The sequence below is a fragment of the Streptomyces manipurensis genome, from assembly GCF_049570255.1.
Lineage (GTDB): Bacteria > Actinomycetota > Actinomycetes > Streptomycetales > Streptomycetaceae > Streptomyces > Streptomyces manipurensis.
On sequence record NZ_CP186950.1, the window covers coordinates 3,706,165 to 3,720,281 of the forward strand.

The window sequence follows — 14,117 nt, forward strand, 5'->3', positions numbered from 1 at the left end:
CACCCCACCCCGCAGGAAGAAGGAGGCCGCTGTGGCCGGCACCCTCAAGAACGTGACCGACGCCGACTTCGAGGCCGAGGTCCTGAAGAACGACAAGCCCGTACTGGTGGACTTCTGGGCCGCCTGGTGCGGACCGTGCCGCCAGATCGCGCCGTCCCTCGAGGCCATCGCCGCCGAGTACGGCGACCAGATCGAGATCGTCAAGCTCAACATCGACGAGAACCCGGCCACGGCCGCCAAGTACGGCGTCATGTCCATTCCGACGCTGAACGTCTACCAGGGCGGCGAGGTCGCCAAGACCATCGTCGGCGCGAAGCCGAAGGCCGCCATCCTGCGCGACCTCTCCGACTTCGTCGAGGTCAAGTCCGCCTGACGGCAGTTCTGTTCCAGGTGAAACGGGCCCGCCCCCGCATGGGGCGGGCCCGTTTCGCTGTGTCGGCTCAGAGCGGGCGCAAGGCCGGCTCCTTGCGCGCTCCGCCCAGCAGCCGGTCCAGCGCCAGCTCCACGTCTTCCTTCCACGACAGGGTGGATCGCAGCTCCAGCCGCAGCCGGGGGTGCACCGGATGCGGCCGGACGGTCTTGAAGCCCACCGCCAGGAGATGGTCCGCGGGGAGCAGACACGCCGGCCCCTCCCACCGCGCGTCCCCGAAGGCCTCGATCGCGCGGAAACCCCTCCGCAGCAGGTCCTTCGCCACCGTCTGCACCATGACCCGCCCCAGGCCCTGCCCCTGATAGCCGGGCGTGATCCACGCCGTGATCAGCTGCACGGCGTCGGGGGACACGGGACTGGTGGGAAAGGCGGTCGCCCGGGGCACGTAGGCCGGCGGTGCGTAGAGCACGAAGCCCACCGGGACCTCGTCGACGTAGACCACCCGGCCGCAGGACCCCCACTCCAGGAGGACGGCGGAGATCCACGCCTCCTTCTCCGTCGCCGGGGTGCCCGCCTTGACGGCGGCCTCACCACTGACCGGGTCCAGTTCCCAGAAGACGCAGGACCGGCAACGTCGGGGCAGATCCTGGAGGTTGTCCAGCGTGAGCGGTACCAGCCGACGACCCATGACCGCATCGTATCCACTGCCCCATCGTTCTTCGACAGCAAAGCGAAGGGGCGGACCGTGCCGGTTTCGCACCGGCACGGTCCGCCCCTCGCCAGACCCGGGGATCAGTCCCCGGACGGTCACTGCTCCAGGACGCGGCCCTCACCCGGAGCCAGCGTGCCCAGGATGCGCTCCAGATCCTCCATCGAGGCGAACTCGACGGTGATCTTGCCCTTCTTCTGTCCCAGGTCGACCTTCACACGGGTCTCGAACCGGTCCGACAGCCTGGTCGCCAGCTCGCTCAGCGCCGGCGAGACCCGCGCTCCCGCACGCGGCCCCTTCGGCTTCACGCTGCTCGTGGGCTCCGAAGCCATCAGCGTCACGATCTCCTCGACCGCGCGCACCGACAGCCCCTCGGCCACGATCCGGTGGGCCAGCCGGTCCTGCTCGGCGGAGTCCTCCACCGAGAGCAGCGCCCGCGCGTGCCCCGCCGAGAGCACCCCGGCGGCCACCCGGCGCTGCACCGGCGGCGACAGCTTCAGCAGGCGCAGGGTGTTCGACACCTGGGGACGCGAGCGGCCGATCCGGTCGGCCAGCTGGTCGTGGGTGCAGTTGAAGTCCTGGAGGAGCTGGTCGTAGGCCGCAGCCTCTTCCAGCGGGTTGAGCTGCGCCCGGTGGAGGTTCTCCAGGAGAGCGTCCAGCAGCAGCTTCTCGTCGTCCGTCGCGCGGATGATCGCGGGGATGGCGTCGAGCCCGGCCTCACGGCAGGCCCGCCAGCGCCGCTCACCCATGATCAGCTCATAGCGGCCGGGAGCCACCTGACGCACCACGACCGGCTGGAGCAGACCCACCTCCTGGATGGAGGTCACCAGCTCGGCAAGTGCGTCCTCGTCGAACACCTCGCGGGGCTGCCGCGGGTTGGGCGTGATCGCTTCCATCGGAAGCTCGGCGAAACGGGCCCCCGCCACGTCGTCGGCCTCCGGAGCCGGCTCCGGCTCGACCTCCGGAACCACCGCCAGCGGCGTTTCACGTGAAACATCGGCCTGCGTCAGCGACGCGAGCTTGGCCGCCGCGACACCCCGCTCCGAAGGCAGTACCGGAACCGCCGCCGGCGAGGCCGACCCGGCGCTGACCACCGGGGGCACCTTCTCCTGCGCGGCCGCAGGGATCAGCGCAGCGAGCCCCCGCCCCAGACCTCTACGTCGATCGCTCACTGGATCCCCTCCGCCACACTCTGCGTGCTGTTCATGCCCGAGCCCAGATGGGCGTGCCGGGCCTCGTACTGCATTCCGACCCCCCGGAACGCGATCTCTCGCGCCGCCTCCAGATAGGAGAGGGAACCACTGGAACCCGGGTCATAGGTGAGCACCGTCTGCCCGTAGCTCGGAGCCTCGGAGATGCGCACCGACCGGGGGATGCTCGTGCGCAGCACCTCCTTGCCGAAGTGGCTGCGCACCTCCTCGGCCACCTGCGAGGCCAGCCGGGTCCTGCCGTCGTACATCGTCAGCAGGATGGTGGACACGTGGAGCGCCGGGTTGAGGTGGGCCCGCACCAGATCGACGTTGCGCAGGAGCTGGCCCAGCCCCTCCAGTGCGTAGTACTCGCACTGGATCGGGATCAGCACCTCGGCGCCCGCCACCATCGCGTTCACGGTCAGGAGACCGAGCGAGGGCGGGCAGTCGATCAGGATGTAGTCGAGGGGCTGGTCGTACGCCTGGATCGCCCGCTGAAGACGGCTCTCCCTGGCCACCAGCGACACCAACTCGATCTCCGCACCCGCCAGGTCGATCGTGGCAGGGGCGCAGAAGAGGCCTTCCACGTCCACCACGGGCTGGACGACCTCCATCAGGGGCCGACTGTCCACGAGCACGTCGTAGATCGACGGCACCTCGGCGTGGTGGTCGATGCCCAGAGCGGTGGAGGCGTTGCCCTGCGGGTCGAGGTCGACAACGAGCACACGTGCCCCGTGCAGGGCCAGGGAGGCCGCCAGGTTCACGGTCGTGGTGGTCTTGCCCACGCCGCCCTTCTGGTTGGCGACCACCATGATGCGGGTCTGCTCCGGCCGAGGCAGTGCCTCGGAACGCCCCAGGGCCTCGACCGCCAGGTGGGCGGCTCGTTCGATGGGGGTCTCGTTGTCCACTAGGGGTGGGGGCGATGTTTCACGTGAAACATCGTCGCCCGCCGATTCAGAGCGGGGACCGGGGACCGGGTCGGCCATCGGCCCCGCGAGGTTGGCGTCGGACCGCACGGTGTCACTCTCCTCGACATCAGGCTCGCGATGAACAGAGCCTGCCATGTCACCCGGGTCGCGAACCAGCGGGGCCCGTACTCCTGTGGATGAATCCACCGATGTGGACAACTCCGTCCCCCTTGCTTCCTTGCGCTGGAGGGGGGACGCAGCCGCGCGGCCGCGGCTGATGATTCCGTGCAGCAGAGAGCGACGTTTCACGTGAAACACGATGCACGGACGGAGTCTTCAGCCCTCTTCGACACTCCGAAATCCCTACCTGGAGGGCCCAACGCGGACGAAATCCCCGTCGGGCCCTCAGGACACCGGACCCGTCAACGACGGCGGCGGGTCCGTCCAACCCTGGCCGCCTTAGCCCGCTTGGCCGCGAACCTCACCCCACCGGGGCTTTCTCCGACCTCGACCCGGACCACCGTCGACAGCGGGTCCACCAGGCCCTCGCCCACCTGCAGTACCGAGGTCTTCACCACGCCCAGCTTCGTCAGCGCGGTCTTCGCCGTGACCAGCTCTTCCTCCGCGGTGTCGCCCTTCAGCGCCAGCATCTCCCCGTAGGGGCGCAGCAGGGGCACGCCCCAGCCGGCCAGCCGGTCCAGCGGCGCCACCGCCCGGGCCGTCACCACGTGCACCGGCTGCATCTTGCCCAGGACCTCCTCGGCACGGCCGCGCACCACGGTGACGTGGTCCAGGCCCAGCAGCTCCACGGCCTCCTGGAGGAAGGTCGTCCTCCGCAGCAGCGGCTCCAGCAGAGTGATCTTCAGGTCCCTGCGCACCAGCGCCAGCGGGATACCGGGCAGACCCGCACCCGAGCCCACGTCGCAGACGCTGACGTTCTGGGGAACCACTTCCGACAGGACCGCGCAGTTCAACAGGTGCCGCTCCCACAGCCGGGGCACCTCGCGCGGGCCGATCAAGCCTCGCTTGACTCCCGCGTCCGCCAGCAGCTCCGCATACCGCACCGCCTCGGGGAAAAACTCACCGAACACCGCGCGTGCCTCTTCGGGCGCCGGGGGAAGCTCAGCTGCCTCCGTCACGGGGACCGTCCTTCCGTACCTCGTGGCTCCGAGGAACAGGTCCTCGGAGTACCGCGTCGTTCACATGCCAGGCTGACAAACATCGGCCCCGCCTGCGATACAGACGGGGCCGAATACTCATGCGTGCGATCAGGCAGGGAGCACAACGACGAAGCGCTGCGGCTCCTCGCCCTCGGACTCGCTCCGCAGACCCGCGGCCGCCACGGCGTCGTGGACGACCTTCCGCTCGAACGGGGTCATCGGGTCGAGCTTCAGGGGCTCGCCCGACGCCTTCACGTCCGCCGCGGCCTTGGCTCCCAGTGCCGCCAGCTCCTCGCGCTTCTTCGCACGGAACCCGGCGATGTCCAGCATCAGCCGGCTGCGGTCCCCGGTCTCCCGGTGGACGGCGAGACGGGTCAGCTCCTGCAGGGCCTCCAGGACCTCACCGTCGCGGCCCACGAGCTTCTGCAGGTCGCGGCCGGCGGAGTCACTGACGATCGACACCGCGGCACGGTCGGCCTCGACGTCCATGTCGATGTCCCCGTCCAGGTCTGCGATGTCGAGCAGACCCTCCAGGTAGTCGGCCGCGATCTCACCCTCCTGCTCGAGGCGGGTCAGGGTGTCGCCACTCTCAGCGGCGGCGGTGGTGGTGCCTTCCGTCACGGGAGGGACTCCTTCTTACTTCTTGGAAGAGGGCTTGCTGGGCGTCTGACGCTGCGACTTGCTCTGCCGCTTCGGCTGCTGCCGCTTCGCGGCACCGCCGCTCGCCGCATCCGAGTCTGCCGTGGCCTCGGCGCTCTTGATCACGGAGCCGTCGGCCTGTGCGGCCAGGCCCTGCTTCGTGAGAGCCGCGATGAACTTGCGCTCGTTGTCGTTGCGGTCCGGGCCCTTGGCGACGATCGCCGCGACGACCTTCTTCTTGCCCCGGCCCTTGACCTCGCCGTGCGAGCTGACGTGCTTCAGCAGACGGGTCAGGTACTGGTCCTGCGCCTTGCTGCCCGGGGTCGGGTTCTGGTTGATCACGTACATCTGCTGACCCATGGTCCAGACGTTCGTGGTGAGCCAGTACACGAGGACACCGACGGGGAAGTTGATGCCCATGACCGCGAAGATCACCGGGAAGATGTACATCAGCATCTTCTGCTGCTGCATGAACGGCGTCTTGACCGAGAGGTCGACGTTCTTCTGCATCAGCTGACGCTGGGTGTAGAACTGCGACAGCGACATCAGGACGATCATGACGGCGGTCACGACGCGGACGTCGGTGATCGACGCGCCGAGCGCCGCGACCTTCTCCGAGCTGTCCATGAACTTGGCGGCGATGGGCGCGCCGAAGATCTTGGCTTCACGGGCGCTGTCGACGAGCTGCTGGTTCAGCACACCGATGGTCTTGCCGTCGGCGATGTTCGCCAGCACGTGGTACAGCGCGAAGAAGAACGGGGACTGCGCCAGGATGGGAAGGCACGAGGAGAGCGGGTTGGTACCCGTCTCCTTGTACAGCTTCATCATCTCTTCGGACTGACGCTGCTTGTCGTTCTTGTAGCGCTCCTGGATCGCCTTCATCTTCGGCTGGAGCGCCTGCATGCCACGCGTCGCCTTGATCTGCTTCACGAAGAGCGGGATCAGGCAGATACGGATCAAGATCACCAGGGACACGATGGACAGGCCCCAGGCCCACCCACTGTCCGCACCGAAGATCGCGCCGTACAGGCTGTGGAACTGGACGATGATCCACGAGACGGGTGTGGTGATAAAGCTGAACAGACTGGCAATCGTGTCCACTAATCAGGCTCCTTGAGCATTGCGAGATCTACGCAACGCACTGCGCAGCTGCTCGTGCCAACGCGGGCGTTTACGAGGTGGGACATGGTCCACACCACCCGGGGACCACGGGTTGCACCGCAGGATCCGCCAGGCGGTCAGTGCTGTCCCCTTCACCGCACCATGCCGGTCGATGGCCGTGTACCCGTAGTGCGAACACGAGGGGTAGTAACGGCACACCGGGCCGAGCAGCGGACTGATCGTCCACTGGTACAGCTTGATCAAAGCGAGCAGCGGGTACTTCATCGAGCCACGCCTCCCAGGAGCCGCGCCAGAGCGGCGTCCAGGTCCCGGGCCAGTTCTTCGGGGCCGGCATCGCCCGCTCCGGGCAACGCGCGTACCACCACCAGGCTACCGGCGGGCAGCTGTGCGAGCCGCTCGCGGACCAGATGGCGCAGGCGGCGCTTGACCCGGTTGCGCACGACGGCGTTGCCGACGGCCTTGCTGACGACGAAACCCGCACGCGACGAGGGAGCTGTCTCCCCCGACTCGTGCGGGTCCGTTGCACCGCTTGTACGTAGGTGGACGACGAGGAGTGGGCGCCCGGCCCGACGTCCTCGACGCACCGCGGCCGCGAAGTCCTCGCGCCGCCTCAGCCGATTCTCGGGAGACAGCACGACGTCACGACCTGCGTGTTGTTACGCGGAAAGGGCGGCGCGGCCCTTGGAACGGCGGTTCGCCAGGATCGCGCGACCGGCACGGGTACGCATCCGCAGGCGGAAGCCGTGGGTCTTGGCGCGACGGCGGTTGTTCGGCTGGAAGGTGCGCTTGCTCACTCGGGGGCTCCAGAGAATGAATCGTTGTGGCGGGACATCGCCTGGCTGTCACCGTGCGCCCACGAGGAAACTCGCGTGTTCGCCCGAGTGGCACCGCTAAATGATCACTATCAGTGACCTTCGCCCATCGGTAGGCAGGCGGCAGCAGCCATCGACAACTCGACCTCGTTACGGTACGCGCGGCTACGCCATCCGGTCAAACCGAGCCGACCCGGCCCACACTGTGCACAGGCTGTGGACAACGACTTGAACCGCAGCCTCCGGCCTGACTACCGTTGCCTGACCCTGGATTTTTTGTCCCGACCGTCCCAAAGAACCACACATTCGTGGGACCCCTGTGAGAGAGCGTGCCCTGTGGCTGACGTACCTGCCGATCTTGCCGCAGTGTGGCCAAGGGTGCTCGAGAAGCTCCTCGGAGAGGGACAGCCGGGCATCGAGCCCAAGGACAAGCAGTGGGTCGAGCGGTGCCAGCCCCTGGCGCTGGTCGCCGACACCGCCCTGCTCGCCGTCCCCAATGAATGGGGCAAGCGCGTGCTGGAGGGCCGGCTGGCCCCGCTGATCAGCGACGCGCTGAGCAGGGAGTGCGGCCGCCCCATCAGGATCGCGATCACCGTGGACGACTCCGCCGGTGAGCCCGCGCCCCCGGCCCCGGCCGCCCCGCAGCCGGGCGGCTACGAGCCGTACGGCGGCCAGCGCCACGGCGGCGGCCCGTCCGAGGAGCAGCTCCCCGCGGCCCGTCCCGCCTACCCGGACTACCAGCAGCCGCGCTCCGAGCCCGGCGCCTGGCCCCGCGGCGGACAGCAGGACGACTACGGCTGGCAGCAGCCCCGCCTCGGCGGCTTCCCCGAGCGCGACCCCTACGCCTCCCCCCAGCCGGGCTACCTCCAGCAGTCCGAGCCCTCGGGCTACGACCAGGGGGCCTACGAGCAGAACTCCTACGACCAGCAGCAGTACGAGCAGAAGCCGTACGAGTCGCAGCAGTCCCACCAGCCGCACCAGTACGAGCAGCAGTCCTACGAGCAGTCCGCGCCGCGCCCCGCGCCGGGCCGGCCCGCGGCCGCGCCGCCGGTCCCCTCCGGCGGTTCCACCTCGGGCCCGCTGGAGCCGACCGCCCGGCTGAATCCCAAGTACCTCTTCGACACCTTCGTCATCGGGGCCTCCAACCGCTTCGCGCACGCGGCGGCGGTGGCCGTGGCGGAGGCGCCGGCGAAGGCCTACAACCCGCTCTTCGTCTACGGGGAGTCCGGGCTCGGCAAGACGCACCTGCTGCACGCCATCGGGCACTACGCGCGCAGCCTCTACCCGGGCACCCGCGTGCGGTACGTGAGCTCGGAGGAGTTCACCAACGAGTTCATCAACTCGATCCGCGACGGCAAGGGCGACGCCTTCCGCAAGCGCTACCGCGAGATGGACATCCTGCTCGTCGACGACATCCAGTTCCTCGCGAGCAAGGAGTCGACGCAGGAGGAGTTCTTCCACACCTTCAACACGCTCCACAACGCCAACAAGCAGATCGTCCTCTCCTCGGACCGGCCGCCCAAGCAGCTCGTCACCCTGGAGGACCGGCTCCGCAACCGCTTCGAGTGGGGCCTGATCACCGACGTCCAGCCGCCCGAGCTGGAGACCCGTATCGCGATCCTGCGCAAGAAGGCGGTCCAGGAGCAGCTCAACGCCCCCCCGGAGGTACTGGAGTTCATCGCCTCCCGGATCTCGCGCAACATCCGCGAGCTGGAGGGGGCGCTGATCCGGGTCACGGCCTTCGCGAGCCTCAACCGGCAGCCGGTCGACCTCGGGCTGACCGAGGACGTCCTGAAGAACCTGATCCCGGGCGGCGAGGACAGCGCACCGGAGATCACCGCCTCGGACATCATGGCGGCGACGGCCGACTACTTCGGGCTCACGGTGGACGACCTGTGCGGCTCCTCGCGCAGCCGGGTCCTGGTGACCGCGCGGCAGATCGCGATGTACCTGTGCCGGGAGCTCACCGACCTGTCGCTGCCGAAGATCGGGGCCCAGTTCGGCGGCCGCGACCACACGACGGTGATGCACGCCGACCGGAAGATCCGCGCGCTGATGGCCGAGCGGCGTTCCATCTACAACCAGGTCACCGAGCTCACCAACCGCATCAAGAACGGCTGACGCGCCCGCTGCGTGAAGGGGCCCCGGGGCCGTCCCAGGCCCGCCCCGGGGCCCCTTCACGCAGCCTTGGCACTGCCGCCGAACGCCCTCGGCGCTGCCTCCGCGCACCCCTTCGCGCTGCCTTCGCGCACGCCTTCAAACGCATTCAGAGGGCGCTCCCGGTCCACAACGGGGGCGCCCTCTTTTGCTCGTGCGCCCCTTCACTGTTCGAATACGCCCCCTGAGGAGCAACTCATCCACAGATTCGGGGACTTTCTTCCGTCCACACCCTGGGGACCGCCCGCGTCGCCCACAATCTGTCCACAGGGCTGCCTGTTGAGTACTCATCAGCCCAGGTCAGCACCCTGTGGATTTGTGCACAAACGCTATCCACAGGCTGTGGACAAAATCTTCGTCCACACCCCTGTCCACGACGTTGTCCACCGCCGACCCACAGGTTCCCGCATCCTGTGCACAGGTTCTGCAGGGTTCTCCACACCCTTGTCCACTGTTCGGCAACGCGCCACCCCCGCTCACCGCCCGGAGTGAAAGCCGTCACACGGATGTAGACGTTTGGGCTGTGGAGTACCGGGGGAAAGCTGGGGACACACCTGTGGAGTAATCGGGGTCCCCTGGGGACAGCCTGTGCAGAACTTTTGTTTCTCCACAGGTACCCCGTGTTGTCCACGGGCTCCATGCACAGGGTCGGTGGATAAAAAACGCGGCCTGACCTGCGACGACGGGCTTATCCACCGTTTCCACAGGCCCTACTACTACCCCCATGGAGAGTTAGGCCGGTTTCGGTTTTCAAGCGGGTCCTGTGCACAACTCGTCGATCGGCCGCCCCGGCGCCTCGCTCCCGACTTGACCGCCGGCCGCACCGAGTGTCGGCGCCGTACGTCAGACTGGTCCCCGGCATCGGTCGAGGCATCGACGAGCCGACGACGAAGGCCGGCAGACGAGCGAGCAACAGCAGGAGGCGGTTCCGGTGAAGATCCGGGTGGAGCGCGACGTACTCGCGGAGGCGGTGGCCTGGGCGGCCCGCAGCCTCCCGGCCCGGCCGCCGGTGCCCGTTCTCGCGGGCCTGCTGCTCAAGGCCGAGGACGGCACCCTGAGCCTGTCCGGCTTCGACTACGAGGTCTCCGCACGGGTCTCCGTCGAGGCGGACGTGGAGGAGGACGGCACCGTCCTGGTCTCCGGCAGGCTGCTCGCCGACATCTGCCGCGCCCTCCCCAACCGCCCGGTGGAGATTTCCACAGACGGTGTACGGGCGACCGTGGTCTGCGGCTCCTCCCGGTTCACCCTCCACACCCTGCCTGTGGAGGAGTACCCGGCCCTGCCGCAGATGCCGACCGCGACCGGCACCGTGCCCGGCGAGGTCTTCGCCGCCGCCGCCAAGCAGGTGGCCACCGCCGCCGGCCGTGACGACACGCTCCCGGTGCTGACCGGTGTCCGCATCGAGATCGAGGGCGACCGCGTCACCCTGGCCTCCACCGACCGCTACCGCTTCGCGGTCCGCGAGTTCCTGTGGAAGCCGGAGAACCCGGAGGCGTCGGCCGTGGCCCTGGTGCCCGCCAAGACCCTCCAGGAGATCGCCAACTCGCTGACCAGCGGTGACACGGTCACCCTGGCGCTCTCCGGCTCCGGTGCCGGCGAGGGCCTGATCGGCTTCGAGGGCGCGGGCCGCCGCACCACCACCCGGCTGCTCGAGGGCGACCTGCCGAAGTACCGCACGCTGTTCCCGACCGAGTTCAACTCCGTCGCCGTGATCGAGACGGCGCCGTTCGTCGAGGCCGTCAAGCGCGTCGCCCTGGTGGCCGAGCGCAACACCCCGGTCCGCCTCAGCTTCGAGCAGGGCGTGCTGATCCTGGAGGCCGGCTCCTCCGACGACGCACAGGCTGTGGAAAGGGTCGACGCCCAGCTGGAGGGCGACGACATCTCCATCGCCTTCAACCCGACCTTCCTGCTGGACGGCCTGAGCGCGATCGCCTCCCCGGTCGCCCAGCTGAGCTTCACCACGTCGACCAAGCCCGCGCTGCTCAGCGGCCGGCCCGCGGTCGACGCGGAGGCGGACGAGGCCTACAAGTACCTGATCATGCCGGTTCGGCTGTCCGGCTGACGCGTCGCCTCATGACGTCGGGCCCGGTCTCGCGCGCTGCGGGGCCGGGCCCGACGCCGTCCACAGCCCTGGGGAAACCCGGGAACCGCCGAAAGCGGGGCGCCCCGCCGTGGAGCGCCCGCGAGGCCCGCCGCCGCGGCCCGGCGTAGGCTCGGATCCGGTGGGCGACCCCGCCGCGTCCCTGGGGACACGGCCGCGGGAGCCCAGGCAAAGACGGCCACAACGCTTAAGGAACCACCTGATGGAGCTTGGTCTCGTCGGTCTCGGCAAGATGGGCGGCAACATGCGCGAGCGCATCCGCCGCGCAGGCCACACCGTCATCGGATACGACCGCAACCCGGACCTCGCCGATGTCCACAGCCTGCGGGAACTTGTGGACAGCCTGCCGGCCCCCCGCGTCGTGTGGGTCATGGTCCCCGCCGGCGCCGCGACGCAGTCCACCATCGACGAGCTCGGCGAGCTGCTCTCGATCGGCGACGTCGTCGTCGACGGCGGCAACTCCCGCTGGACGGACGACGAGAAGCACGCCGAGGAGCTGGCGGCCAAGGGCATCGGCTTCGTCGACTGCGGTGTCTCCGGCGGCGTCTGGGGCCTGGAGAACGGCTACGCGCTGATGTACGGCGGCGCCAAGGACCACGTCACGCGCGTCCAGCCGATCTTCGACGCCCTCAAGCCCGAGGGCGAGTTCGGCGCCGTGCACGCCGGCAAGGTCGGTGCGGGCCACTTCGCGAAGATGGTCCACAACGGCATCGAGTACGCCATGATGCAGGCCTACGCCGAGGGCTGGGAGCTCCTGGAGAAGGTGGACTCGGTCACCGACGTCCGCGAGGTCTTCCGCTCCTGGCAGGAAGGGACCGTCATCCGTTCCTGGCTGCTGGACCTGGCCGTGAACGCCCTCGACGAGGACGAGCACCTGGAGCGGCTCAAGGGCTTCGCGCAGGACTCCGGCGAGGGACGCTGGACGGTGGAGGCGGCGATCGACAACGCTGTACCGCTGCCCGCGATCACCGCGTCGCTGTTCGCGCGGTTCGCCTCGCGCCAGGAGGACTCCCCGCAGATGAAGATGATCGCCGCACTGCGCAACCAGTTCGGCGGCCACGCGGTCGAGAAGGCCTGAGCATCCGCAGCAGGCAGCAGCACATCAGTACGAAAGAGCAGTGGTAAGCCGGGGGAGGTCGGCGCCGTATGCATGTCTCGCATCTCTCGTTGGCCGACTTCCGCTCGTACGCCCGGGCCGAGGTTCCCCTCGACCCGGGCGTCACCGCTTTCGTGGGCCCGAACGGCCAGGGCAAGACCAACCTCGTCGAGGCGGTCGGTTACCTGGCCACGCTGGGCAGCCACCGGGTCTCCTCGGACGCCCCGCTCGTCCGCATGGGCGCGGAGCGGGCCGTGATCCGCGCTGCCGTCACCCAGGGCGAGCGCCGGCAGCTGGTCGAGCTGGAGCTGAACCCCGGACGCGCCAACCGGGCCCGGATCAACAGGTCCTCGCAGGTCAGGCCCCGTGACGTCCTGGGGATCGTCCGTACGGTGCTGTTCGCGCCGGAGGACCTGGCCCTGGTCAAGGGCGACCCGGGGGAGCGGCGCACGTTCCTCGACGAGCTGGTCACGGCGCGCTCGCCGCGCATGGCCGGGGTGCGCTCGGACTACGAGCGTGTCCTCAAGCAGCGCAACACCCTGCTGAAGTCCGCGGCCATGGCCCGCCGGCACGGCGGCCGCTCGATGGACCTGTCCACGCTCGACGTGTGGGACCAGCACCTCGCACGGGCCGGGGCCGAGCTGCTGGCGCAGCGCCTCGACCTGATCGCGACGCTGCTGCCGCTCGCGGACAAGGCGTACGAGCAGCTCGCGCCCGGCGGCGGCCCGCTGGGGCTGGCGTACAAGAGCTCGGCCGGCGAGCGCGTGGACAGTGGCGAGGCCCGTACCCGCGAAGCCCTCTACGAGGTGCTGCTGGCCGCCCTCGGCGAGGTGCGCAAGCAGGAGATCGAGCGGGGGGTCACGCTGGTCGGCCCGCACCGCGACGACGTGCTGTTGCGGCTGGGGGAGCTCCCGGCGAAGGGGTACGCGAGCCACGGCGAGTCCTGGTCGTACGCGCTGGCGCTGCGGCTGGCCTCCTACGAGCTGCTGCGCTCGGAGGGCAGCGAGCCCGTGCTGGTCCTGGACGACGTGTTCGCGGAGCTGGACGCGAGGCGCCGGGAACGGCTGGCCGAGCTGGTGGCGCCGGGCGAGCAGGTGCTCGTCACGGCGGCGGTGGACGACGACGTGCCCGGCGTGCTGGTGGGAGCACGGTACGGGGTGTCCGGCGGTGAGGTGACCCGGCTGTGAACGACCAGGGCAAGGACCCCCAGCAGGGGCGCAGGGCCCCCGAGGCGTCGGGCGTGGACCTGGCCCGCCAGGCCCTCGCGGCGGCCCGGGAGCAGGCACGGGCCCGCGGCAACGCGGCGAGCGCGCGCAAGGGCCGGCAGCCGGGGCTGCGCTCGGGCGCCCGCGCGGACGGCCGGGATCCGATGCCGCTGATGGCGGCGCTGGACCGGCTGCGCACCGAGCACGGCTGGGAGATGCCGATGGCGGTGGCGGGCGTGATGGAGCGCTGGCCGGAGATCGTCGGCCCGGAGATCGCGACGCACTGTGAACCGCAGCGCTACGAGAACCGTGAACTGGTCGTGCGGTGCGACTCCTCGGCGTGGGCGGCGCAGCTGAAGCTGCTGGCCCCGCAGCTGGTGGCACGGCTGAACGCGGATCTGGGGCAGGGCACGGTACGGCTGATCAAGGTCCAGGGACCGGGCGGGCGCCCGAAGGGCTACGGCCCCTGGCGGGCTCCGGGGAGCACCGGACCCGGCGATACCTACGGGTGAGTAGCCCCCGCGGGCGGGTGCCGGCGGGTGGCGTCCCTCACGGTAGCCGGAGGTTGACAGCCCGAAGCGCTGGATGCCCGTGTGAGCCTCTTTGAGCCCCTCCCCGGATGTGGGGAGTCGGAGAGAGGAGGTTCAG

The 14,117-nt window shown here is 69.5% G+C and carries 15 protein-coding genes; 6 read left to right on the forward strand and 9 right to left on the reverse strand.

Annotation, left to right across the window (positions count from 1 at the left end; translation table 11 throughout):
* The first annotated feature begins 31 nt into the window (after nt 1-31).
* Nucleotides 32-373 (forward strand): thioredoxin, encoded by a 342-nt coding sequence (gene trxA, locus ACPU2J_RS17075; RefSeq protein WP_361589845.1) that lies wholly within the window; start codon nt 32-34, stop codon nt 371-373.
* Nucleotides 374-440: 67 nt separating this feature from the next.
* On the opposite strand, the gene ACPU2J_RS17080 is transcribed toward trxA, so the two are convergent.
* From ACPU2J_RS17080 to rpmH, 9 genes are all read right to left on the reverse strand, one after another.
* Nucleotides 441-1,058 (reverse strand): GNAT family N-acetyltransferase, encoded by a 618-nt coding sequence (locus ACPU2J_RS17080; protein WP_361589842.1) that lies wholly within the window; start codon nt 1,056-1,058, stop codon nt 441-443.
* A 119-nt stretch (nt 1,059-1,177) separates the two neighbouring features.
* Nucleotides 1,178-2,251, reverse strand: a complete 1,074-nt coding sequence (locus ACPU2J_RS17085; RefSeq protein WP_399816075.1) for a ParB/RepB/Spo0J family partition protein — start codon at nt 2,249-2,251, stop codon at nt 1,178-1,180.
* Entirely contained in the window at nt 2,248-3,333 is a 1,086-nt protein-coding gene (locus tag ACPU2J_RS17090; RefSeq protein ID WP_361589837.1) for a ParA family protein, read from the reverse strand. Before ACPU2J_RS17090 ends, ACPU2J_RS17085 begins: the two co-directional genes overlap by 4 nt.
* 266 nt (nt 3,334-3,599) lie before the next feature.
* A complete protein-coding gene (gene rsmG, locus ACPU2J_RS17095; protein WP_361589834.1) occupies nt 3,600-4,316 on the reverse strand; it encodes a 16S rRNA (guanine(527)-N(7))-methyltransferase RsmG in 717 nt (238 codons plus the stop codon).
* A gap of 129 nt (nt 4,317-4,445) precedes the next feature.
* A complete protein-coding gene (locus ACPU2J_RS17100) occupies nt 4,446-4,958 on the reverse strand; it encodes a protein jag (RefSeq protein ID WP_399816077.1) in 513 nt (170 codons plus the stop codon).
* Between the two features lie 15 nt (nt 4,959-4,973).
* Complete coding sequence (gene yidC / locus ACPU2J_RS17105) at nt 4,974-6,077, reverse strand: membrane protein insertase YidC (protein WP_365076500.1); 1,104 nt, start codon at nt 6,075-6,077, stop codon at nt 4,974-4,976.
* A 3-nt stretch (nt 6,078-6,080) separates the two neighbouring features.
* A complete protein-coding gene (gene yidD, locus ACPU2J_RS17110) occupies nt 6,081-6,362 on the reverse strand; it encodes a membrane protein insertion efficiency factor YidD (RefSeq protein ID WP_076043740.1) in 282 nt (93 codons plus the stop codon).
* A complete protein-coding gene (gene rnpA / locus ACPU2J_RS17115; protein WP_365491734.1) occupies nt 6,359-6,733 on the reverse strand; it encodes a ribonuclease P protein component in 375 nt (124 codons plus the stop codon). The genes yidD and rnpA overlap by 4 nt, the downstream gene beginning before the upstream one ends.
* A gap of 21 nt (nt 6,734-6,754) precedes the next feature.
* Nucleotides 6,755-6,892, reverse strand: coding sequence for a 50S ribosomal protein L34 (gene rpmH, locus ACPU2J_RS17120; protein ID WP_018547628.1), 138 nt, complete (start codon nt 6,890-6,892; stop codon nt 6,755-6,757).
* Nucleotides 6,893-7,246: 354 nt separating this feature from the next.
* On the opposite strand from rpmH, the gene dnaA reads away from it, so the two are divergent.
* From dnaA to ACPU2J_RS17145, 5 genes are all read left to right on the forward strand, one after another.
* Entirely contained in the window at nt 7,247-9,031 is a 1,785-nt protein-coding gene (gene dnaA, locus ACPU2J_RS17125; protein WP_423833553.1) for a chromosomal replication initiator protein DnaA, read from the forward strand.
* 967 nt (nt 9,032-9,998) lie between these two features.
* Nucleotides 9,999-11,129: a DNA polymerase III subunit beta gene (dnaN, locus tag ACPU2J_RS17130; protein ID WP_361589820.1), complete on the forward strand. Its 1,131-nt coding sequence runs from the start codon at nt 9,999-10,001 to the stop codon at nt 11,127-11,129.
* A 181-nt stretch (nt 11,130-11,310) separates the two neighbouring features.
* Entirely contained in the window at nt 11,311-12,246 is a 936-nt protein-coding gene (gnd, locus tag ACPU2J_RS17135; RefSeq protein WP_420082397.1) for a phosphogluconate dehydrogenase (NAD(+)-dependent, decarboxylating), read from the forward strand.
* Nucleotides 12,247-12,314: 68 nt separating this feature from the next.
* A complete protein-coding gene (recF, locus tag ACPU2J_RS17140) occupies nt 12,315-13,451 on the forward strand; it encodes a DNA replication/repair protein RecF (protein WP_399311609.1) in 1,137 nt (378 codons plus the stop codon).
* Nucleotides 13,448-13,981 (forward strand): DUF721 domain-containing protein, encoded by a 534-nt coding sequence (locus ACPU2J_RS17145; RefSeq protein WP_423833554.1) that lies wholly within the window; start codon nt 13,448-13,450, stop codon nt 13,979-13,981. Before recF ends, ACPU2J_RS17145 begins: the two co-directional genes overlap by 4 nt.
* Nucleotides 13,982-14,117: the final 136 nt, after the last annotated feature.